The following is a 20,597-nucleotide window of genomic DNA, read 5'->3' as shown; positions in this document are numbered from 1 at the left end:
ATACGCGTTCTATTTCCTATTTCGTATTGCCAGCAAACAGCTCTGGCGCCCACGGACGTGGGTCAACCTCCATAAACGGTGCCCGTTCGAAGCGATCCTTCAGCGCCCACGGCACCGTGCAGTCGAAGATGGTCTTGCAGGAAATCCCATTGCCGCGAATTGAGGTGCTGTAATCCGGCGACTGCGACGGATCCAGCTGGTGGCCGCGGATCCCCGGGATGTTGGTGATGCTCACATCTCCCTGCATGCGGGTGGTCATCGCCCACAGGATATCGTCGCTGTCGAAAATATCCACGTCTTCGTCGACCAGAATAATGTTTTTCAGCTCCGAATAGGTGGCTAAGGCGATGAGCGCCGCCTGGCCCTGGCGTCCTTCATCTGACGGCTGGCGTTTTTTCACCTGCAAAATACCAAGGAACTTGCCGCCGCCCGCGGTATGCGCATAGACGTTTTGCAGGAAGCCCGGAATGGCCTCCTCAACGGCATTGCGGATGCTGGCCTCCGTCGGCAAACCGGCCAGCGTGGTATGTTCTTCCCCCGGGCCCACCAGCGTTTGCAGGATAGCGTGATTTCGCATGGTCACGGCCTTCACTTTGATCACCGGCAGGGACGGGTTCGCCTCGCCGCAGTAGCCCGGGAACTCCGGCATCGCGTGCCCGGTGTTGGTGTGCTGATCTTCCCTGACGCGCACGCCCGGCAGCAGTTCGCCTTCAATGATGATTTCCGCCCGCGCGATGGCTTTCTCTTTTACCGCCACGCCCTGCACCAGCTCTACCGGCTGCTGGCGCAGCGCCCCGGCGACGCCAAGCTCGTTGTAGCCAAACGGCGTGGTGGGGGCCTCAAAGCACGCGCCGATATAGATGGCGGGATCGAGCCCCATGTTGATCGTCACCGGCAGCGGTTTACCGGCCTCTTCCGCCTTTTTGCGGAAGACTTCGATGTGGCGCCCGGCGGCAAGGAACATCGACAGCTCGTCGCGCTCCTGAACGCAGAGGCGGTGGATGGTGACGTCCGTCAGCGAGCTGTCTTCCGGATCGCTTGCCAGCACCAGCCCCAGACAGAAGAACGGACCGGCATCAATCGGCGTGTTTGTCGGCGCCGGAAGCAGCTTGCGAAGATCGAAGTCAGGATCGTCAGCGTAAAAGACCTGCTCCTGACACGGGGCCTGCGCCGCCGGGACGACAACTGGCGCAACCGGCTTTTTCACCGCCTGGCCGACGTGCTTTGCCAGCTCAGAGGGCTCGCAGCCTAGCAGAAGCGCCGCGCGCTCGCGGCTGGCGTGCATGCCCACCAGGATGCGGGAGCCCGGATAGCCCTTCACGCTGTTGAACATCATCGCCGGGCCCGTGCGGGTTGGACGTTTTACCGTGCCGCCTGCGCCGATATGACGATAGACTCCCGCCAGCTCCGCGTTGGGATCGACCGGATAATTGGTTTCGATATACTGCCCTTCATGGCGTTGCAGCAGGGCGATGGCGCTTCTGAGATCGTTAATTGGGTTTTCCATATTTTCCTCCCTCGGTTGAATACCTCCATTCTTATGGCAATGACCAATAGCATCAATTGCATCATTACTGCTAAATTGATAAGTAAATTCATATCAAAAAAGGAAGCGTTCCGTGCAGTTTCGTCAGATGCGCAACTTCATCGTCGTGGCCGAAGAGCTCCACATGCACCGGGCCGCAGAGCGCCTGAACATGGCGCAGCCCGCGCTGAGCCAGCAGATAAAGGCGCTGGAGGAACGTTTAGGCGTTACGCTTTTTAGCCGGGCGAACCGCCGCTTAACCCTGACGCCCGCGGGCGACGCGTTTCTGGTGAAAGCCCGGCTTGCGATCTCCCTGACCGAACAGGCGGTTCTGGACGCCAGGCAAACGGCAAGGGGAGAGCAGGGGGTGTTAAACCTCGGGTGCGTGTCGAGCGCGATGTTCGACGGCAGGCTGCCCGCTGCGCTGCGCCAGATGCACAGCCGCTGGCCGGCCATCACCATGTCGCTGATGACGGGAAACGTGCAGACGCTCTACGCCGCCGTGCAGAGCAACCAGCTGGACGTGGCCATTATCCGGGCGCCGCTGCCGTCGCTGCCTGACGATCTGCAAAGCCGCCCGTTCGCCTCGGAGAAAACGGTGCTGGCGCTGTATCGCCAGCATCCTCTGGCAGGCTCCGCCGCGCTGACGCTCTCGTCGGTGAAAGACGAAAAATGGATCTCCCTGCGCGACCCGGAGGGAATGGGGCTGGAGCAATACTTTTATGACGCCTGCAGCGGGGCGGGGTTTCAGCCGGACGTGGTGCAAAACGCGACCGACGTGCCCACGGTGATAAGCCTGGTCTCTGCCGGGTTTGGGCTGGCGCTGCTTCCCGCTTCGGCAAAGGCGGTGAGCGTCGAGAACGTTGTTTACGTGGACATCCTCGACCGGCTGCGGGAGAGCGAGCTGACGCTGGTTTGCCACCGGATTATTCGCTCAGAGGTGCTTAAAAAGTTTCTGGTTACCCTCGATCACACCTGACGTCCGGCGGCCTGCAGCAGCTGCTCGCGCAGCCAGATATTCGCCGGGTCCTGGCTATTTTTCGGATGCCAGTACATGTTGATGGTAATCGGCTGGAGCGGCAGCGGCGGCGCGAAGAGATCCAGCGTGCTGGCAAACTGTTTCAGCATCCGCTCCGGCAGGGTGCACACCAGGTCGGTACCGGCAACTAGCGCAGGCGCTACGGCGTAGCTCTGTGTCGACATGGCAACGTGCCGCTGGTGGCCCAGCCCGGCGAGGGTTTGATCGACAAATCCGGTAAAGGGATCCCCCGCCGAGGACACCACCAGATGAGAGAGGGCGCAGTAGCTTTCCAGATCTAACGCTCCTGTCCCGCGCGGATGGCCTTTGCGCTGCGCGGTGGCAAACGCGTCGTCGATGAGTTTGCGTCTTACCCAGCCGTCATGGGCGCCCGCGCTCACGCCGATGTAGATATCCACATCGCCGTTTTCCAGCTGCTGCGGCAGTTCGGCCATCACAGGCTGGGCAAAGCGCAGGCGAACGCCGGGGGCAGCGGTGCCCACCTGGTTAAGCAGCCCGGTGCCCAGCATCAGCGCCGGGTTTTCATGCAGCGCGATAACAAAGGTCCGGCTGCTGGTTTGCGCCTCGAACGCGGTGGGGGCAAACATCGCGCTGATGCCGCGCAGCACGCTCTCCACCTGCGGCCTGAGCGCTTCCGCTCTCGGTGTGGGTAACACCCCGCGTCCATGCGGGGAGGGAATAAACAGCGGTTCGCCAAAGAGCGAGCGCAGGCGCGCGAGACGGGCGGACATCGCCGGCTGGCTGATGCCCAGCCGCGCGGCCGCATGGGTGATGTTCCTGTCCTGAAGCAGGGCGTCCAGGGTCAGGATCAGGTCTATGTCCATCTCAGTGATCCGCGTCATCTTATTTCGCGCCGCTGGCGTCCCGGTTGGTATAGGTTACCGGTACCCAGGCATAGCCGCCGCTTTCGCCTTTGGTCACGTAGCCGATACCCGGGAAAGGCAGATGGGGCGCGGCAACCAGATCTTTATTTTTCACAAAGTCCGCAAACGCGTGCTGGCGCACGCCTGCCGCTTTGTTCTGATCTTCATCGTAGGTAATGGTCACGTCAGGCTGCGGAAACTGGACCGCCGCGGCGTGAATAATGTCGCCCACGAAGGTGATCTTCTCACCTTTGCTTTCAAGGGTGTAAAACGCTGAACCCGGCGTATGTCCGGGATGAACCGTGCCGGTAATGCCCGGCAGCAGTTCAGAGGTGCCGCTAAACGGCACGATCTTGCCGGCGTCCAGATAGGGCTTTAAGGTCTTCTGCGCGACGGTAAAGTAGTTTTTGCCGTAGCCGGTTTTTTTCTGGTTGTCGTCGTTAAAGAAAAAGTCGATGTCCGGTTTGCCCACGAAAACGCGCGCGTTGCTGAACACCGCCTTGCCGTCTTTCACCAGGCCGCCAGAATGGTCGGAGTGGGCGTGAGTCAGCAGGACTTCAGTAATGTCCTGCGGCTTAATTCCCTGCGTGGCGAGGCTCTCAATCAGACGTCCGCCGTTGCCGGGGCCAAAAAGCTGGCCTGAGCCGGTATCCACCAGAATTTTATGTCCGGGCATCGCAATCAGGAAGGCGTTGATGGACACCTCCGCCGGGTTGGTCTGGAAGTTTTTCGCCAGCAGCGCATCGATTTGTTGCGGTGTTGTCTGGCGCAGCAGCTTGTGCAGATCCTGGGCGACGCTCCCGTCGGTAAACGAGGTGACAAGCACATCGCCGACCTGAACGCTGTATCCGCCCGCCGGTTGTTTAACGACGTGCTGGGGCGTCTGTGCCGACGCCTGCAGCGCAGGGTAGAAAAGCAAAGAACTGGAAATCAGCGTGGACAGGGCAAGTTTTTTCACGGTAAGCATACGAGTCTCCTTTGAAAGCGCTCATCTTACTTCTCCGTAAAATTATAAGAACCTGCCTAATAATGATAGGACCTATAAACGAGATGGATAGTAAACCGAAGGGCCGGTAAGGCGGGCGATGCCTTTCCCGGCCAGTAAGATATTATTTTTTCAGGGGGGCGTTCCAGCTGTCTGGCGTGGCTTTCGACCAGGCGCCATAAGCGGCGTTAGGCAGCACAATCCAGTCATCGCCGAAGTGAGCTTTGCTGGCCTCAACCAATTCGCGCTGCTGCTCGCTCGGCTTTTTGTTTTTAAACTGCACGGCGAAATCCGGCAGGCTGTCGCCGAACAGCATGACGATCTGCTGCTTTTTGAGGATGCTCTGGCGACGCTCTTCCTTGCTGGCCGTATCCAGAAGCACGCTTTCGTCAGAGACCTGCGGAAGGCCGAGGGCGTTTAGCGTCTTCAGCGTGTCGGCTTTGTTTTCCTGCATGCGATCCGAGACATAGTAGATGCGGACCTTGCTTTGATTAACGTGGTCAAGAAACGCTTTCGCCCCCGGGATTAGTCCGGGTTTTCCCTGTTTCTCCCAGTCGCTCCAGGTGTCCCATTTTGTAAAGTCGTGACACTGCTCCGCGTCGCGCACCAGCAGAGGGGTGTTGTCCAGTACCGTTTCATCCAGGTCCATCACCACGGCGTAATTTTCAGGCATTTTCAGGTCTTTTAACTTTTCGTTAAAACGCTCGGTGGCAAACCGATACGTCTGCAGCTGAAGGGCCATAATCTCTGCCGATTTCTGCTGGTAGCGCAGCGCCATTTCGTACGCTTTTGGTTCACACAGGTCGCGCTCAGCGGCCGTCGCCGCTGTACTTAAAACAGGTAATGCCAGCAGTAATGCCTTCGCCATAAAATTCACGCTTCTTTCCTCAACGCCTTGTTTAAAATCCGCAAAGAGTAGTGAAGTTCAATGACAGAAATATGAAGGTCGCGTCGCTAGGCCAGCATGTAATACCAGAACAGGGCGACCTCGTCTTTTTCCGGCAAGGCGTTGTATAGATAACGATCGTATCCGCCCAGGGTAAAGCCGTAATGGCGGTAGAAAAGACAGGCAGACACGTTCACGTTTTGCGTCTCAAGACGTAAACCGGCGGCATTCACGCTGCGGGCCCAGACGTGGGCGGCGGCCATCAATTTTTGCGCGGCGCCGGTTCTGCGTTTTGTGCGCTCAACGGCAATATAATCCACTGAAATAAATTTATTCCAGCCCATTGAAGCGGTAATAAATCCGGCTATTTCACCGTCGTCCGTTTCCGCAACAAGGAATATGGCGTCCGGATTGACGCAATGGTTTTCAAGGGTTTGGATGTCCAGCTCGTAGGTTTTTGTCCACGGCTCGGCGACCGCCTCAATATGCAAATCACAGTGGATAAACGGCTCTCGGGCAATGTGGCTAATGGTGAAAGAAAAGTCACAGCATTCAAGACGGACGAGGTCAGTATTTAATCCTTTTCGAATCTGCATAGTATTCCCGGTAGTGAGTTATTTCATAAAGAATAGACGAAGCGGTTAAATTCGCTGGGCTAACACACTTTTAATCCTGAACTAAGCTTGTACTTCATTCCGCGTAAAATGTGGGTCATTCGAGGACAATGAATGGAATTCAGGACATTTCAAAAGCAGTGGGGTACTGAGTTTATTTCCGATGACGTAGTCCGTTTTCGCGTCTGGGCAGAAGGACAGAAAAAACTTACGCTTCGTCTGACCAGCGCCGACGTGCCGATGACGGCTGTCGGCGATGGCTGGTTCCAGGCAGACGTACCCGGCGTCGCGCACGGCGCAGAGTATCAGTTTGTTTTGCAGGACGGCATGACGGTGCCCGATCCCGCGTCGCGCGCCCAAAAGGGGGATGTTAACGGGCCTTCCGTGGTTATCGACCCCCGACGCTACTCGCCCGTCAACCGGGACTGGGCAGGGCGTCCGTGGGAAGAGACGGTCATTTACGAACTGCATATCGGCACCTTCACCCCGGAGGGCACCTTCCGGGCGGCCATCGACAAGCTGCCTTATCTGGCAGAGCTCGGGATCACCCAGCTTGAAGTGATGCCCGTCTCCCAGTTTGGCGGTTCCCGCGGCTGGGGGTATGACGGCGTATTGCTGTATGCCCCGCACGCCGCCTACGGCACGCCGGAGGATTTCCACGCGTTTATTGACGCCGCGCACGGCCTTGGGCTTTCCGTGGTGCTGGATATCGTGCTTAACCACTTCGGCCCGGAAGGAAACTATCTGCCGCTGCTGTCGCCGGCGTTTTTCGATGCCGATCGCACCACGCCCTGGGGCAACGGCATTGCCTATGAGGTGGAGCCGGTCAGGCAGTACATTACCGACGCGCCGCTCTACTGGCTGACGGAATATCGTCTGGATGGCCTGCGCTTTGATGCCATCGACCAGATTAAAGATACCTCGGATACGCACGTTCTCGAGGAGATAGCCGAAAAGATCCGCGCGGCGATCCCGCACCGACACGTTCACCTGACCACGGAAGACAGCCGCAACGTGATTTTCCTGCACCCGCGGGATGAACAGGGCAATACGCCGCTGTTCACCGCCGAGTGGAACGACGACTTTCACAATGCCGCCCACGTATTTGCCACCGGCGAGACCCACGCGTACTACCAGGATTTTGCCTTTGAACCGGAGAAAAAATTCGCACGGGCGCTGGCCGAAGGGTTTGTCTACCAGGGTGAGGTGTCGCTGCAAACCGGTGAATCCCGCGGGGTGGAGTGCCACACGCAGCCGCCGCAGTTCTTCGTCGATTTTATTCAAAACCACGATCAGACCGGGAATCGCGCCCAGGGCGAGCGGCTTATCACCCTGGCGGGTGCCGACAGGACGCGGGTGCTGCTTGCCGCGCTGCTGCTTTCCCCCCACATCCCGCTGCTGTTTATGGGCGAGGAGTTTGGCGAAACGCATCCGTTCCTGTTCTTCACCGATTTTCACGGCGATCTGGCAAAGGCCGTGCGGGAAGGGCGCGCGAAGGAGTTTACCGGCCACGCCGGGCACGATGAGGCCGTACCCGACCCGAACGACGTGAATACGTTTAATCGCTCAAAACTCGACTGGAACAAAATCGCCACCGATGAGGGCAAAACGTGGCTGCGCTACACCCGCCACCTGCTGACGCTGCGCCATCGCTATATCGTTCCGCTTCTGCATCAGGGCGGCGCCGTTAAGGGCCAGGTGCTCAGCACCGCGCCCGGCATGGTGGCGGTGAGCTGGCGCTTCCCGTCGGGAACGCTCTCTCTGGCGCTCAATATCGGAGCGAAGCCCGTCGCGCTGCCCGCTCTTGCGGGGGAGACGCGCTTTGCCTGGCCGGAGAACCACGACGTTTTACCCCCGAACGGTATTGTCGTTCGCTTTGCTGATGGAGAAGCATCGTTATGATCCCTTCCGCTACGTACCGTATTCAGTTTCGTAATGGCATGACCTTTGACCGCGTCGTCGCGCTGGTGCCGTATCTGAAGGATCTCGGCATCAGCCACCTCTACGCCTCGCCGGTGTTTACCGCCACAACGGATTCAACCCACGGCTATGACGTGACTAACCCGAATGAAATTGACCCCGCCATCGGCGGACGAGAGGGGGTTGACCGCATGGCCGCGGCGCTCAGACAGGCCGGCATGGGGCTGATTCTGGATATCGTTCCGAACCATATGTCCACCTCGCTGGAAAACGCCTGGTGGCGGGACGTGATTGAGCACGGCAGGCAAAGCCGCTACGCCCGCTATTTCGATATCGACTGGTCACGGCCGCTCACGCTGCCGTTTCTCGGCGACACCTTTGAGGCGGAGCTGGAGAAGGGGGCCATCACGCTAAAACGTGACCCTGTCACGAGTAAGGCCGCGCTGGTTTACTATGACGCAGAGTATCCGCTCAACCCCGGTACGTACAGCGAGAAGAAGAGCATTGCCGTGCTGCACGACGCGCAAAGCTGGCGCCTGATGTCCTGGCGGGAAGCGCCGAAGCAGCTTTCGTGGCGGCGCTTCTTTGAAATAACCGGGCTGGTCGGCGTTCGGGTAGAAGATGACGCGGTCTTCGACGATACGCACCGTCTCATTCTTGAGCTGGTCCACGCGGGCGTGGTGGACGGCCTGCGAATCGACCACGTCGACGGCCTGGCCGATCCGCTGGGCTATCTGCAGCGCCTGCGGCAGGAAGCCGGACCCGACTGCTACATTACGGTCGAAAAAATTCTCGCGAAGGGAGAACAGCTGCCCGCAGACTGGCCGATCTCCGGCACCACCGGCTACGAGTTTATCGCCTCGCTGGCGGAGGTGCTGGTCGACGACGCTAACCTGCCGCGCCTGGAGAAAATCCACGACGAGACGCTGGGGAGCGCGGTCGATCGCCACGCCGAACTGCGCGATGCCAAAGGCCTGATGACCGATCGTAATTTTGAGGGCGAATTCACCACGCTGTTAACGATTGCGGCCGATCTGGCCCAGCGCAATGGCGTTGCGCTGCCGCGCGACGAGATCCGCCACGCGCTGCGCGAGCTGCTTATCGCCTTTCCGGTGTACCGCACCTACGGCACCCCCGAGGGCTTAACCCCGCCGGACGTGGCGCTGCTCAACCGCGTGGTCGCCAGCGTGGAGACCTCCGAAGCGGCGCTGAGCCTGATTGTGCGCATTCTTACCGGCGATCTGCCGGACGCGTGCCGCGAGTCCGCCGCGCTTTTCAGAACCCGCTTCCAGCAGCTTACCGGGCCGCTGATGGCGAAGTCGGTGGAGGACACGCTGTTCTTTCGCCACAACCTGGAGCTGGCGCTTAATGAAGTGGGCGCCGACCCGACGCCGCGCGCGTTCTCGTTATCCCGCTTTCACCAGGAGATGCGCATTCGCCTTGCCCGCCAGCCCGACGCGCTGCTGGGCACCTCCACGCACGACACCAAGCGCGGGGAAGACGCCCGGGCGCGTCTTTACACCCTGACGGAAGCCCCGGAACAGTGGGGGGAAAACCTGGCCCACTGGCGGCAGATGAACCAGACCGAGGTACGTTTTCTCAACGACGGTACCGCGCCGAACGCCGCCGATACCTGGATGATCTATCAGGCGCTGGCGGGCGTCTGGCCCGCCACGCTGTCGCCGGACGACGCCGACGGATTGACATCACTGGAAGAACGTTTCCTTGGCTTCCTCGAGAAAGCGCTGCGCGAGGCGAAACAGCGCACCGACTGGATCGACAGCAACGAGAGCTATGAGAGCGTGGTGCTGAGCTACGCGCGGCACCTGCTTTCCCCGGACAACACCCTGTTCCTGCATGATTTCAGCGAGGCGATGCAGCCCTTTATCCGGGCCGGGCTGATGAACAGCCTCAGCCAGACGGTGATCAAGCTGACGGCTCCCGGCGTGCCGGATATCTATCAGGGCAGCGAGGCGCTTAACTTTAGCCTTGTCGACCCGGATAACCGCCGGGAGCCGGACTTCCCGGCCCTGGTGCAAAACCTTAGCGCGGCGGATGCCGGCGTGTTTGACGACCCGGCCTGCTGGCGGGACGGGCGGGTAAAACAGTTCGTTACCGCCACGCTGCTGCGGCTTCGTCCGCACTACGCGGCGCTTTTCCGCTATGGCGACTGGCTGCCGCTTAAGGTTACCGGCGAGCGCGAGGAGAATCTGATTGTTTACGCGCGCGTTAAGGGCGACGAGGCGCTGATTGTAGCCGTGCCGCGTCTGGTGTTTGACGTCAGCGGTAACGACAAACTGTGGGTGAATACCACAGTCGCGATACCAGATGAACTGGCCGGGAAGCGCTATCGGGATCTGTTCAGCGGTGAAAGCCGCATTCTGCAAGAGACGCTGGATTTAACGCCAGAAAAGGGATGTGTATTGGTTCTGCTTACCTGCGAATAACCGTGGAGAACGAAAAATGTCAAAGGATACCAGGTTTGAAATTCGGGCCGGTCACGGCCAGCAGTTGGGTGCAAATTACGACGGGAAGGGGGTGAACTTTGCGCTGTTCTCCGCTCACGCCGAGCGGGTGGAGCTCTGCCTGTTTGACCCGTCCGGGAAAACGGAAATCGCCCGGCTGGAACTCCCGGAATATACGCATGAGGTCTGGCACGGCTACGTTCCCGATCTGAAGCCCGGCGCGCTGTACGGCTATCGCGTCTATGGCCCCTACGACCCGGAAAACGGCCATCGCTTCAACCCGCATAAGCTGCTTATCGACCCCTATGCCCGCGAACTGGTGGGCGATATCGACTGGAACGACGCCCATTTCGGCTATGAGCTGGGGCATGACGAGTTAGATTTGAGCTTTGACGCGCGAGACAGCGCGCCATTTACGCCGAAATGCCGGGTCATCGACCCCAATGCCTTTGACTGGCAGGACACAAACCGGCCAAACGTTCCCTGGCCGCACGCCGTCGTTTATGAAAGCCACGTGAAAGGCTTTACCCAGCTCAACCCGGCGATACCGCCCGAACTGCGCGGCACGTTTGAGGGGATGGGGCATAAAGCCTCTGTAGATTACATCAAGAGCCTGGGCATTACCTCGGTGGAGCTGCTGCCGGTTCACTGGTTCCCGGACGACCAGCACCTGCTCGACCGCGGCCTGAAGAATTTCTGGGGCTATAACACGCTGGGCTTTTTTGCCCCGGCGTCGCGCTACTATGGCCCGGCGGGGATCCAGGGCTTTCGCGATATGGTGCGCGCGTACCATGATGCGGGCATCGAGGTGATTCTGGACGTGGTGTATAACCACACGGCGGAAGGAAACGAGCTCGGCCCCACGCTCTCGTTTAAGGGGATCGATAACTACAGCTATTATCGCACGCTGCCCGACCAGCACCGGTACTACATCAACGACACCGGCACGGGAAACACGGTCAATACCTCGCACCCGCGCGTGCTGCAGATGGTGATGGACTCCCTGCGCTACTGGGCGGAGTCGATGCACATCGACGGTTTTCGCTTCGACCTTGGGACGATCCTGGGCCGCGAGCCCGAAGGGTTTGACCCGCGCGGCGGTTTCTTCGACGCCATGACCCAGGATCCGGTGCTGTCCCGACTGAAGCTGATTGGCGAACCCTGGGATATCGGCCCCGGCGGGTATCAGGTGGGCGGTTTCCCGCCGGGCTGGGGCGAGTGGAACGACAAATACCGCGACACCGTGCGCGAGTACTGGAAGGGGGACAACGTCTCCACGGACTTTGCCGCGCGGCTGCTCGGCTCCGGCGACCTGTACGATCTGCGCGGGCGTCGTCCGTGGGCCAGCGTCAATTTCATCACCGCCCACGACGGCTTTACGCTGAATGACCTGGTGTCGTACAACGAAAAGCATAACGCCGACAACGGCGAGGACAATAACGACGGCCACAACGATAACCGGTCGTACAACTACGGCGAGGAAGGGCCAACCGAGAACCCGGACATCATCGCCACCCGCGAGCGGCAGAAGCGCAATTTCCTGACCACGCTCCTATTTTCACACGGCACCCCGATGCTGCTGGCGGGCGATGAGTTTGGCCGGTCGCAAAAGGGCAACAATAACGGCTACTGTCAGGACAGTGAGATCTCGTGGATCGACTGGAAGGGGCTTTCTGAAAACGACGCCGCGCTGCGCGAGTTTACCCAAAAGCTGATCGCCCTGCGCGCTCAGCAGCCGCTGCTGCGCCGTGAAAGCTGGCGCGATGGGCTGGAGATCCGCTGGTTCAATGCCGGAGGCGGCGCGCAGCAGGCCGAGCAGTGGGATGAAGGCTCGACGCTGGGCGTTTCCATCAGCAGGCCGGATCTCAGGCAGGAGGAAGGCGTCTGGCACGACGTCCTGATGCTGTTCAATCCGTTTGAAGGCACCGTGCCGTTCCAGATCCCGCAGTTTGGCGAGGGGGGATGGGTGCTGGAACTGTCCACGGCGGATGACGCTGCCGCCGGGGCAGCGATCACCGAAACCGTCGAGTACGAGCTGGCCGGACGCAGTATTACCCTGTTCAGACGTCCTTAAACCCTAGAGTGATGCCGCCGCGCGGGCGGCGGTGTCATACAGGGAGGAGATCGTGCGTAGCAGCTGCGCGGTTTCTCCAATCGATTTCCCGGCAATGCCGCTCTCCGCGTGTATCGCAATTAAGCACGCTTCCCGCACGTCCCGGTACTTCATGCACAACGCTTTCCCTTCCTCGGTGGTGGAGAAAAAGAGCTCTTTGCCCGCTTTCTCGCTCGTCACGTAGCCCGCTTTGACCAGCTTTTTCAGGGCATAGGTCACCACGTGGGTATCTTCCACGTTGAGAACGAAGCAGATATCGGCCAGCTTTTTCTTGCGATCGCGGTGGTTCACGTGATGCAGCAGCGAGACGTCAAAGGCACCCATGTCCGGCTCGCCCGCTGCGGTCATGCAGCGCACCATCCATTTATTGAACGCGTTGCTGGTCATGATCAGCGCGTATTCCAGCTCTGATAGCTCCGCGCAGCGCTCGGACACCAGATGGCGGGAGGAGACGATCCGGCCGTCGTTGATATCGTCGTGATGGGGGGTAGCACTCTTTTCTGAGGTCATAACGTTCCTTAGCCAGAAATGTAAACTCATCGATAAAATAAGAACATTTTATTGATAAATTGTTTACATGTTTTTGAGGTTCAGATATAGCTTTTTAGCGCAGGTTTTGCGAAACCTGCCAACAAAACACAACATCGCTCGCCGCAAATTAAAAAAATAGCCGTCGGCGCGCAACGCTCACTTTGGATAGGGTAAACGTTATGGACGGTACTACGCTGTTGCCGCTGATCGGTATACCGATCGTGGTTATTGGTTTTGCACTGCGCTTCAACCCGCTGCTGGTGGTCGTGGTGGCGGGGCTGGCGACGGGTCTGCTGGTCGGTATGGATTTCGGTATGCTGCTGGAGACCTTCGGCGAGAAGTTCGTGAACAGCCGCTCGCTGGCCAACTTCATTCTGATCCTGCCGGTGATTGGCCTGCTGGAATATTATGGGCTTAAGGAGCGCGCGCAGGCCTGGGTGGCGAAGATCGCCAGCGCCACCTCGGCGCGCATTCTGATGCTTTACTTCGTGGCGCGTGAGGGTACCGCCGCGCTGGGGCTGATGTCTCTTGGTGGCCATGCCCAGACGGTGCGTCCGCTGCTGGCCCCGATGGCCGAAGGGGCGGCGCTGAACGAATACGGCGAACTGCCGCAGCACATCCGCGATAAAATCAAAGCCCATGCCGCCGCGTGCGACAACATCGCGGTCTTCTTTGGGGAAGATATCTTTATTGCCTTTGGCGCGGTGCTGCTGATTGACGCGTTCCTGAAAGAGAACGGTATTCAGGGCATCGAACCGCTGCATATCGGCCTGTGGGCCATCCCGACCGCCATTGCGGCATTGGTTATTCATATGACGCGCCTGCTGCGCCTCGATGCCAGCATCCGTCGCGACGTGATGGCCTGGCGAGCGGAGCAGGGTACGCAGGAGGCTGCGCAATGATGACGCTTATCAGCATTAACCGCGTGTACTACCTGATTGGCTTTGTCGTGATGCTGCTGGTCGTGATGACCCTGCGCGATCGCGCCAACCCTAAGCGCTTTACCACCGCGCTGTTCTGGTTCCTGTTTGGCGGGATCTTCCTCTTTGGCGACCTGATGGTGCAGGAGCTCGGTAAATCCCTGGCGTACCGGATCATCGGTGGTGGGGTCATCGCCATCGCGCTGCTGGCGGGCTTTGGCCTGGTCGGGAAAGGGCACTATAAAATGTCCACCGAGGAGGAGCGCGTCGCGTCGTCTAATCGACTCAAAAACTGGCTGTTCCTGCCTGCGCTGATGATCCCGGTGGTGACGGTGATCGGCACCCTGTTCCTGAAAGGGGTGTCGGTTGGCGGCGTGTTCCTGCTCGATCAGAAACAGCTCACCCTGGCGGCGCTTTGCGTGGCCTGCGTCGCGGCGATCCTCACCGGCTGGTGGCTCACCAAAGGCACGCCGCTGCATGCGGTTCGCCAGTCTCGCCGCCTTGTCGATACCATCGGCTGGGCGGTTATCCTGCCGCAGATGCTGGCCATGCTCGGCGGGGTCTTCGTGGTGGCGAACACGGGCGACTCGGTGCAAAAGGTGGTGAGCCTGTTTGTAAACCCGGATAACCGCTTCATGCTGGTGGTGATTTACTGCGTGGGTATGGCGCTGTTTACCATGATCATGGGTAACGCCTTTGCGGCCTTCCCGGTGCTGAGCGCCGGTATCGCCTTGCCGTTCCTGATTAACGTGCATCACGGCAACCCAGCGCCGCTGCTGGCGATTGGTATGTACGCGGGCTATTGCGGCACGCTGATGACGCCGATGGCCGCGAACTTCAATATCGTTCCCGCCGCGCTGCTGGAGCTTAAAGACAAATATCAGGTGATCAAGATCCAGATCCCGACCGCGTTAACCCTGCTGGTGGTGAACGTGTTCCTCATGTATTTCCTCGTGTTTCGCTAAGGAGCTGTTATGGAATTAACGCAACATCAGGCTGACGCGTTTGCCCGCATGCCTTTGACCTATTTGCGCCAGGAATACCCGAACCACATCATGCACCTGCTGAATGATGATGGCGACGTGCTGCCGCCTCGCGAACTGCACCCGATTTTCTACGGCTGTTTCGACTGGCACTCGGCGGTGCACGGCTACTGGCTGCTGCTGCGCTGCGTGCGTCTCTATCCAGAATTGCCGTGCCGGGACGCGATCGTCGCGCTTTTTGACGAGCACATGACCGAAGAGAACGTGGCGAAGGAGCTGGCCTATTTCACCGCGCCGTTCCGCGCCTCGTTTGAACGCCCGTATGGCTACGGCTGGCTGCTGGCGCTGGCCCAGGAGCTGAAGCAGTCGTCGCTGCCGCAGGCCGCGGGCTGGTACGAGACTCTTGAGCCGTTAGCCCAGGACATTCGCAACCGGCTGGTGGATTACCTCGGCAAGCTCACCTATCCGATCCGCGTCGGGACGCACTACAACACGGCGTTTGCCCTCGCGCTGGCGCTTGATTACGCCCGCGCCGTGGAAGATAGCGCGCTTGAGCAGGCGATTCTGACGGCGGCGGAGCGGTTTTACCTCGCCGACACGCGCTATCCGGCGCACTACGAGCCCGGCGGGGATGAGTATATTTCCGGGGCGCTGACGGAAGCGCTGCTGATGAGCAAGGTGTCGAAGGACTTCCCGGCCTGGTTTGACGCGTTTCTGCCGGAGGTCGGCTCCGTTACGGCATTGATGAACCCGGCGGAGGTGAGCGACCGTACCGACCCGAAAATTGCCCATCTCGACGGGTTAAACCTCAGCCGCGCGTGGTGCATGAAGCATATTGCCCGCGCGCTTCCCGCCAACCATCCGGCGCAGCAGGCGCTGCGTGATGCGGTGGCGAAACACCTGACGGCGAGCGTCGAGCACGTTGTCGGCAGCCACTACAGCGGCGGGCACTGGCTGGCGAGCTTTGCGCTGCTGGCGCTGGAGTAAACAACCGAGTCGTCTTTTTTGCCGGGTGGCGCTGCGCTTACCCGGCCTACATTCTTCACCGTTGTAGGCCCGTGCAAGCGTAGCGCCGCCGGGCGAATCAGGCTGATGCCCTCACCGCAGGGCGCAGCCTGGTAAGGCTAAACAATACCGAACCCGTCGACGCGATGACGGCTATCCACAGCGCAAAATGCACGGCCCGGTCATGGTCTGACCCGGTCGTCGCAAGCAGCACCCCCACCGCGGCGGCCCCCAGACATTGCCCGAACGTCCTCACGATCGACAGCACGCCGGAGGCATAGCTGGCATGCTCCCGCGCCACGTTAGAGAGCATTTCCCGGTTATTGGGGCTCTGAAAGCAGCCGAAGCCAATCCCGCAAACCAGACTGCGCAGGCAGATATTCCATGCGGAAGGATTTTCCGGCAACGTCGCCAGCAGGACCAACCCACCGACAAAAATCATCAGCCCGAGGGTCGAAATCAGCGGTGCGGAAATCGTATCTGCCCAACGCCCCGCGTGCGGCGCGATCAGCACGATGCCGATCGGCCACGGGGTGAACAGCAGCGCGGAGACCACCGGACTGTAGCCATAGACGTTCTGAAACAGGAACGGCAGCGCGATAAACGTGATGCCCTGGCTTACAAACGAGGCCAGCGAGGTCAGCGCGGCGAGGGAAAAGCGGGCGTTTTTGAACATCACGGGCGGCAGTAAAGGGTTTTGTGCGCGCCGGATACGCCAGATAAAGGCGAGGGCGCTGACCAGCCCGAGAAGCCCCCAGCATACGGCTTCCCGGCTAACATGCTGCGTCACGCTCTGAAGGCTGTTGGCCATCATGATCGCTGATCCTAACAGTACGGCGGAAAGCACGGCGCCCGGCGCGTCAAAGGGAGTCCTGTCGGTAGCCGTTTCCCGCGGCAGGGCCCGCCACGCCAGCAGCAGGGCGATGCTGCCGGGAATAATGTTAATGGCGAACAGCCACTGCCAGCTCAGCGCGTCCAGTATCGTCCCGCCCAGCACCGGGGCAATTGCCGTGCTGGAGGCGATAAGCAGGGCGTGCAGCCCCAGAATGCGGCCAAGCAGCCGTCCCGGGAAAACGGATCGCAGGATCGCCGGGGCGATACTCAGGGTGGCCGCGCCGCCGATGCCCTGCAGAATGCGCATTCCGGTTAGCATTTCCGGCGTGGTTGCCAGCGCGCAGCCGAGCGAGGTGAGCGTAAAGGTGGCAAGCCCGGCCAGAAAAACCGGGCGGTAGCCCACGCGCGCCGCCAGCGCCGCGAAGATGGCTAACGTCATTGCCGCTGACAGCAGGTAGCCGTTGGCGAACCAGACCGCAACGTTCGCGGGAACCTGCATTGCGCCCGCCATAGAGGGCAGCGCGATGTTGATCATGGTGCCGTCAAAGACGCCCATCAGCGTGGTGGTCATAACGGCGACCAGGACCCGGGCGCGTTCATGCCCGGGTAAACCCTCGTCGCCGGGCTGGTTTGAAAAAAGCGTCATCGTCGTCACTCCGGATAAGAATATTGATGACGAAACTATAATCATGCGATATACAGGGCGGAAGACGCAGCGTTTGCACTTAATCGTTGCATATAACGCCTTATCTGAGGATTCACCGTGTCCGATCCTGATTTTAACCTTCTGGTTGCGCTCGACGTTCTGCTGGCAGAAGCCAGCGTGGCGGGCGCGGCGCGACGCTTAAACCTGAGCACCTCCGCCATGAGCCGCACCCTGAGCAGGCTGCGGGAGGTGACCGGCGATCCTATTCTGGTGCGGGCCGGCCGTCATATGGTGCTTACGCCCTGGGCCGAAGCCACCCGGGACCGCGCCAGAAGCGCGGTGCATGAGGCAAGGGCGGTGCTCCAGCCCTCGACCGACGCGCTGAAGGTGGAAAGCCTCGAGCGGCTGTTCACCATCCGCGCCAACGACGGTTTTGTGGTGGCGTTTGGGCCACTGTTGATTGCCGCAGTGGCGAGCGTTGCCCCCGGGGTGTGCATCCGTTTTTCGCCGAAACCTGAAAAAACGTCGCGCTATTTGCGGGAGGGGCTTGTCGATCTGGAAATCGGCGTGCAGGGCAATATGGGGCCTGAAATACGGCTGCAAAGGCTGTTCCAGGATCGGTTTGTTGGCGCGGTGCGCAAGGGGCATCCGCTGTCATTACAGTCTGAGGTCAGCCTGAGCGAGTATATCGCCTGGGGCCACGTGGTGGCCTCACCGGACGGCTCGCTGCACGGGTTTGTTGATGAGGCGCTGGCGGAGCATGGGCTGAAGCGCAAGGTCGCCAGCGTCGTGCCAGGTTTTCCGACGGCGCTGTCCGTGGCGCTGGCCTCCGATCTGGTTGCCATGGTGCCGGCGCTGTACCTGCTCAACCAGCCGATGACCGAGCGCGTGCACGTCTTTGAACTGCCCTTTAAGACCCGAACTATTACGGTTTCACAGATGTGGCATCCGCGCATGGAGCGAGACCCGGGGCACCGCTGGCTCAGGGAGAAGGTGCTGGAAGTCAGCCGCGCGGTGCGCTGATGGCTCAGGCAACCTTTCCCGGCACGGTGAGGATGAAGCGCGTCGACACCGCGTCCGATTCCACGCGGACTTTGCCGTGATGCGCGGTGACGATGGACTTCACGATGGCAAGCCCAATCCCGCTGCCTTCCCCTTTACGCTGCCTGGACGGATCGACGCGGTAAAAGCGGTCGAACAGCTTAGACAGATGCGCCTGCGGGATCGGCGTGCCGGGGTTTTCCGTTACCAGCTCAACGTCGTTATCCCGCTTTCTGAGGGAGACCGTCACCGTTTTCCCCGCTGGGGTATAGCGCAGGGCGTTGGATAGCAGGTTATTGATGGCGCGTCTGAACATCTGCGGGTCACCTTCTACCAGGCAGGGCACCCCGTGAAACGCCAGCGTGACGTTGCGCTCTTCCGCCCAGGCCTCGAAGAAGTCGAAGACTTTCATCACCTCCGCGCCGAGGTCAAACATCACCCGGTCAGGGATCAGCTGATTGTTATCCGCCTGCGCCAGGAAGAGCATGTCGCTGACCATTCGGGTCATCCGGCTGTACTCTTCCAGGCTTGAGTACAGCACGTCTTCCAGCTCCTTCTGAGTCCGGTGCTGGCTCAGCGCAATTTCCGTTTGCGTCACCAGGTTGGTGATCGGCGTTCTGATTTCGTGCGCGATATCGGCGGAAAAATTAGCCTGCCGGGTAAAGACATCTTCTATTTTACCCATCATATGGTTGAACGAGATAACCAGCTGCTCCAGCTCAACGGGGACGCGGGACGGCTCCAGCCGTGCATCCAGATTTTCGGAGGTAATATTTTTAATGGCAGTGCTGACGTTACGCAGGGGTAAATGCCCCTGGCGAACCGCGATTCGAATGACGAGCACAATCAGCACGCTAATCACCGCGGCGATCGCGAACAGATTCTTTTTCAGCGCCTCAAGGTAATGCAGATGAAAATTAATGGAGAGCCCGATCAGCATGACGTAGTTCTGCGTTTTGCCCTGCAGCGTCGCCGTCCCTGAAGAGGCGATAATCCGGTAGGTTTCCATCTTCATGTCGGACCCGGCATGCATGGCCGGAGCCTGGCCCCCGACCGTCCAGAGAAATACGTCCCGTGCCTGCCGGTGTTGGCTAAAGTTCGCCGCGTTCATCGCAGGGCGCAATGCTGCCCCCTGCGCCGAGCTGAAAAGGGTATTTCCCTGCGGATCCAGAAGCAGTACGGCAAGGTTGCGGTAGCTGGCGATCGACTCGTTGATCTTACTGATTTTCTTTTGGTCGGGATCGGCCGGGGATTGCAGTATGCGGTGCATCGCGGTGCTGATTTGCTGCAGGTCACTGATATCCTGCTCGGCGAAGTGCTTTTCAACGGAATGAAGCATAAACCAGGTAAAGGCGAAGAAGGCCAGGATCGTGGAAAGGCTGATGAAAAAGGTCAGCCGCAGGGCGAGAGAAAAAGGGCGCCTGGGGAGCTTAACGGGCATCCGGCACCTCCAGCATATAGCCCACGCCGCGCACCGTCTGGATCAGCTTCTGTTCATAGTCGTTATCGATTTTCGCGCGCAGGCGCTTTACCGCCACGTCAATCGCGTTCGTGTCGCTGTCAAAGTTCATGTCCCACACCTGGGAGGCAATAAGGGAGCGGGGAAGCACCTCGCCCTGATGACGCATGAAAAACTCCAGCAGGCTGAACTCCTTGCTGGTGAGCAGGATGCGATTGCCCGCCCGGTTCACCTTTCTTGACACCAGGTCAACCGTCAGGTCGGCCGCCTGAAGCTGGCTTTGCGCAATCACCGTATTCCCGCGCCTTAGCAGCGTTCTGACCCGCGCGAGCAGCTCAGCAAAGGCAAACGGCTTAATCAGGTAATCGTCCGCGCCCAGCTCAAGCCCCTTAACCCGGTGCTCAATTGTGCCGAGCGCCGTCAGCAGCAGTATCGGCATCCCTTTGCCGGCGGAGCGGAGCATGCGGACGATATCCCAGCCGTTCACGTCGGGCAGCATGATGTCCAGAATCAGCAGGTCATAGTCCGCGGTCATGGCGAGGTGGTATCCGGTCAGGCCGTTGTCCGCGTGGTCCACGACAAACCCCGCCTCCGTCAGCCCCTTGCTGAGGTACTCACCGGTTTTCTTTTCATCTTCAACGATCAGTATTTTCATCTTGCTCCCCTGACTGGCTGCTGATGACATTCTATTGCGCCCGCGACCGTTAACAATGACTTACGCCATAAATGACAACATTGTCATTATCCTGTCACCCGTCAAACAGGATG

17 protein-coding genes are annotated in these 20,597 nt (G+C 59.8%); 8 read left to right on the top strand and 9 right to left on the bottom strand.

Features of this window, described 5'->3' with window-relative positions; genetic code table 11:
- Positions 1-16: 16 nt before the first annotated feature.
- The gene (locus AC3WOK_RS05370) at positions 17-1,507 is read right to left on the bottom strand and encodes a UbiD family decarboxylase (protein WP_059310040.1); all 1,491 of its coding nucleotides are present in this window, start codon (positions 1,505-1,507) and stop codon (positions 17-19) included.
- Between the two features lie 112 nt (positions 1,508-1,619).
- On the opposite strand from AC3WOK_RS05370, the gene AC3WOK_RS05365 reads away from it, so the two are divergent.
- Positions 1,620-2,504, top strand: a complete 885-nt coding sequence (locus AC3WOK_RS05365) for a LysR substrate-binding domain-containing protein (protein WP_063430103.1) — start codon at positions 1,620-1,622, stop codon at positions 2,502-2,504.
- Here AC3WOK_RS05365 and AC3WOK_RS05360 read toward each other — a convergent pair.
- From AC3WOK_RS05360 to AC3WOK_RS05345, 4 genes are all read right to left on the bottom strand, one after another.
- Positions 2,495-3,406 carry a LysR family transcriptional regulator gene (locus AC3WOK_RS05360; protein WP_063956398.1) on the bottom strand — a complete coding sequence of 304 codons (912 nt, stop codon included), beginning with the start codon at positions 3,404-3,406 and terminating at the stop codon, positions 2,495-2,497. The two genes, AC3WOK_RS05365 and AC3WOK_RS05360, sit on opposite strands and share 10 nt — an antisense overlap.
- A gap of 1 nt (position 3,407) precedes the next feature.
- Positions 3,408-4,394, bottom strand: coding sequence for an MBL fold metallo-hydrolase (locus AC3WOK_RS05355; protein ID WP_447855678.1), 987 nt, complete (start codon positions 4,392-4,394; stop codon positions 3,408-3,410).
- A 142-nt stretch (positions 4,395-4,536) separates the two neighbouring features.
- A complete protein-coding gene (locus AC3WOK_RS05350; RefSeq protein ID WP_447855677.1) occupies positions 4,537-5,289 on the bottom strand; it encodes a 5'-nucleotidase, lipoprotein e(P4) family in 753 nt (250 codons plus the stop codon).
- Positions 5,290-5,366: 77 nt separating this feature from the next.
- Positions 5,367-5,894 carry a GNAT family N-acetyltransferase gene (locus AC3WOK_RS05345; RefSeq protein ID WP_059310045.1) on the bottom strand — a complete coding sequence of 176 codons (528 nt, stop codon included), beginning with the start codon at positions 5,892-5,894 and terminating at the stop codon, positions 5,367-5,369.
- A gap of 132 nt (positions 5,895-6,026) precedes the next feature.
- On the opposite strand from AC3WOK_RS05345, the gene treZ reads away from it, so the two are divergent.
- From treZ to glgX, 3 genes are read left to right on the top strand one after another with little or no spacing between them, the layout of a single operon-like run.
- The gene (gene treZ / locus AC3WOK_RS05340; RefSeq protein WP_492354097.1) at positions 6,027-7,814 is read left to right on the top strand and encodes a malto-oligosyltrehalose trehalohydrolase; all 1,788 of its coding nucleotides are present in this window, start codon (positions 6,027-6,029) and stop codon (positions 7,812-7,814) included.
- Positions 7,811-10,279, top strand: coding sequence for a malto-oligosyltrehalose synthase (gene treY / locus AC3WOK_RS05335; protein WP_492354096.1), 2,469 nt, complete (start codon positions 7,811-7,813; stop codon positions 10,277-10,279). Before treZ ends, treY begins: the two co-directional genes overlap by 4 nt.
- Before the next feature lie 16 nt (positions 10,280-10,295).
- Positions 10,296-12,371: a glycogen debranching protein GlgX gene (glgX, locus tag AC3WOK_RS05330; protein ID WP_492354095.1), complete on the top strand. Its 2,076-nt coding sequence runs from the start codon at positions 10,296-10,298 to the stop codon at positions 12,369-12,371.
- Between the two features lie 3 nt (positions 12,372-12,374).
- Here the strand turns inward: glgX and AC3WOK_RS05325 are convergent, their stop codons facing one another.
- On the bottom strand, positions 12,375-12,920 hold the full coding sequence (locus AC3WOK_RS05325; protein WP_047348472.1) for a winged helix DNA-binding protein: 546 nt from the start codon (positions 12,918-12,920) through the stop codon (positions 12,375-12,377).
- Between the two features lie 200 nt (positions 12,921-13,120).
- On the opposite strand from AC3WOK_RS05325, the gene AC3WOK_RS05320 reads away from it, so the two are divergent.
- The 3 genes from AC3WOK_RS05320 to AC3WOK_RS05310 are packed head-to-tail and all read left to right on the top strand — an operon-like array spanning position 13,121 to position 15,831.
- Positions 13,121-13,843: a DUF969 domain-containing protein gene (locus AC3WOK_RS05320; protein WP_492354094.1), complete on the top strand. Its 723-nt coding sequence runs from the start codon at positions 13,121-13,123 to the stop codon at positions 13,841-13,843.
- Positions 13,840-14,826 (top strand): DUF979 domain-containing protein, encoded by a 987-nt coding sequence (locus tag AC3WOK_RS05315; protein ID WP_063432461.1) that lies wholly within the window; start codon positions 13,840-13,842, stop codon positions 14,824-14,826. The genes AC3WOK_RS05320 and AC3WOK_RS05315 overlap by 4 nt, the downstream gene beginning before the upstream one ends.
- Positions 14,827-14,835: 9 nt before the next feature.
- Complete coding sequence (locus AC3WOK_RS05310; RefSeq protein WP_492354093.1) at positions 14,836-15,831, top strand: DUF2891 domain-containing protein; 996 nt, start codon at positions 14,836-14,838, stop codon at positions 15,829-15,831.
- Positions 15,832-15,928: 97 nt separating this feature from the next.
- On the opposite strand, the gene AC3WOK_RS05305 is transcribed toward AC3WOK_RS05310, so the two are convergent.
- Positions 15,929-17,329: an MFS transporter gene (locus tag AC3WOK_RS05305; protein ID WP_492354092.1), complete on the bottom strand. Its 1,401-nt coding sequence runs from the start codon at positions 17,327-17,329 to the stop codon at positions 15,929-15,931.
- A gap of 117 nt (positions 17,330-17,446) precedes the next feature.
- Between AC3WOK_RS05305 and AC3WOK_RS05300 the strand changes: the two genes are divergently transcribed.
- Positions 17,447-18,352 (top strand): LysR family transcriptional regulator, encoded by a 906-nt coding sequence (locus tag AC3WOK_RS05300; protein WP_492354091.1) that lies wholly within the window; start codon positions 17,447-17,449, stop codon positions 18,350-18,352.
- Positions 18,353-18,356: 4 nt separating this feature from the next.
- Here the strand turns inward: AC3WOK_RS05300 and AC3WOK_RS05295 are convergent, their stop codons facing one another.
- On the bottom strand, positions 18,357-19,811 hold the full coding sequence (locus AC3WOK_RS05295; RefSeq protein WP_492354090.1) for a Cu(+)/Ag(+) sensor histidine kinase: 1,455 nt from the start codon (positions 19,809-19,811) through the stop codon (positions 18,357-18,359).
- Entirely contained in the window at positions 19,801-20,484 is a 684-nt protein-coding gene (locus AC3WOK_RS05290) for a copper/silver response regulator transcription factor (protein WP_059310056.1), read from the bottom strand. Before AC3WOK_RS05290 ends, AC3WOK_RS05295 begins: the two co-directional genes overlap by 11 nt.
- Positions 20,485-20,597: the final 113 nt, after the last annotated feature.

It is taken from the genome of Enterobacter sp. FW301-JW81 (genome assembly GCF_058788735.1).
This window is presented reverse-complemented; position numbering and strand designations above follow the sequence as displayed.

Excerpts from the sequence above, each read along its gene's own strand:
- AC3WOK_RS05370 (WP_059310040.1), bottom strand. The coding sequence starts at position 1,507 with ATGGAAAACCCAATTAACGATCTCAGAAGCGCCATCGCCCTGCTGCAA.
- AC3WOK_RS05360 (WP_063956398.1), bottom strand. The coding sequence starts at position 3,406 with ATGACGCGGATCACTGAGATGGACATAGACCTGATCCTGACCCTGGAC.
- AC3WOK_RS05355 (WP_447855678.1), bottom strand. The coding sequence starts at position 4,394 with ATGCTTACCGTGAAAAAACTTGCCCTGTCCACGCTGATTTCCAGTTCT.
- AC3WOK_RS05345 (WP_059310045.1), bottom strand. The coding sequence starts at position 5,894 with ATGCAGATTCGAAAAGGATTAAATACTGACCTCGTCCGTCTTGAATGC.
- treZ (WP_492354097.1), top strand. The coding sequence starts at position 6,027 with ATGGAATTCAGGACATTTCAAAAGCAGTGGGGTACTGAGTTTATTTCC.
- treY (WP_492354096.1), top strand. The coding sequence starts at position 7,811 with ATGATCCCTTCCGCTACGTACCGTATTCAGTTTCGTAATGGCATGACC.
- glgX (WP_492354095.1), top strand. The coding sequence starts at position 10,296 with ATGTCAAAGGATACCAGGTTTGAAATTCGGGCCGGTCACGGCCAGCAG.
- AC3WOK_RS05325 (WP_047348472.1), bottom strand. The coding sequence starts at position 12,920 with ATGACCTCAGAAAAGAGTGCTACCCCCCATCACGACGATATCAACGAC.
- AC3WOK_RS05320 (WP_492354094.1), top strand. The coding sequence starts at position 13,121 with ATGGACGGTACTACGCTGTTGCCGCTGATCGGTATACCGATCGTGGTT.
- AC3WOK_RS05315 (WP_063432461.1), top strand. The coding sequence starts at position 13,840 with ATGATGACGCTTATCAGCATTAACCGCGTGTACTACCTGATTGGCTTT.
- AC3WOK_RS05310 (WP_492354093.1), top strand. The coding sequence starts at position 14,836 with ATGGAATTAACGCAACATCAGGCTGACGCGTTTGCCCGCATGCCTTTG.
- AC3WOK_RS05305 (WP_492354092.1), bottom strand. The coding sequence starts at position 17,329 with ATGACGCTTTTTTCAAACCAGCCCGGCGACGAGGGTTTACCCGGGCAT.
- AC3WOK_RS05295 (WP_492354090.1), bottom strand. The coding sequence starts at position 19,811 with ATGCCCGTTAAGCTCCCCAGGCGCCCTTTTTCTCTCGCCCTGCGGCTG.
- AC3WOK_RS05290 (WP_059310056.1), bottom strand. The coding sequence starts at position 20,484 with ATGAAAATACTGATCGTTGAAGATGAAAAGAAAACCGGTGAGTACCTC.